Annotated in this window: 1 protein-coding gene; it reads right to left on the reverse strand. The window is 54.5% G+C overall.

The window, feature by feature from the left end:
• The coding region (locus tag MXD62_RS10705; RefSeq protein WP_248829157.1) for a transposase at positions 1 to 334 on the reverse strand (334 nt) is incomplete at both ends.

Here is a 334-nt window from a genome sequence, read left to right on the forward strand (position 1 = left end):
CGTCGTAACCGCGATCTGCCGCCATCGTTTCCGCCGTTTTCAAGATTTCCGGCTGTCTTTCCTGCATCTGGTGGAGCAGTTCATGGCCTTCGGTGATATCGGAAGCAGACGCCTTGGTGACCTTGAACGTCACCGGCAGCTCGTACGTCGCATCGACGATCAGATGCAGCTTGTAGCCGAACCATTTGACGATCTTCTCCCAGGCTTTTCCGTTGTCATCCACACCGCGGTATTCTTTTCTCCCATAGTCCGCATCCGTATCCCGTCGTCCATCCGGAGCTTCATTCTTGTTTTTCCGTTTGGCGAAGGATGAGAGGGCTTTGCTGTCCATCGC

The organism is Frankia sp. Mgl5 (genome assembly GCF_023242985.1).
GTDB lineage: Bacteria > Actinomycetota > Actinomycetes > Frankiales > Frankiaceae > Parafrankia > Parafrankia soli.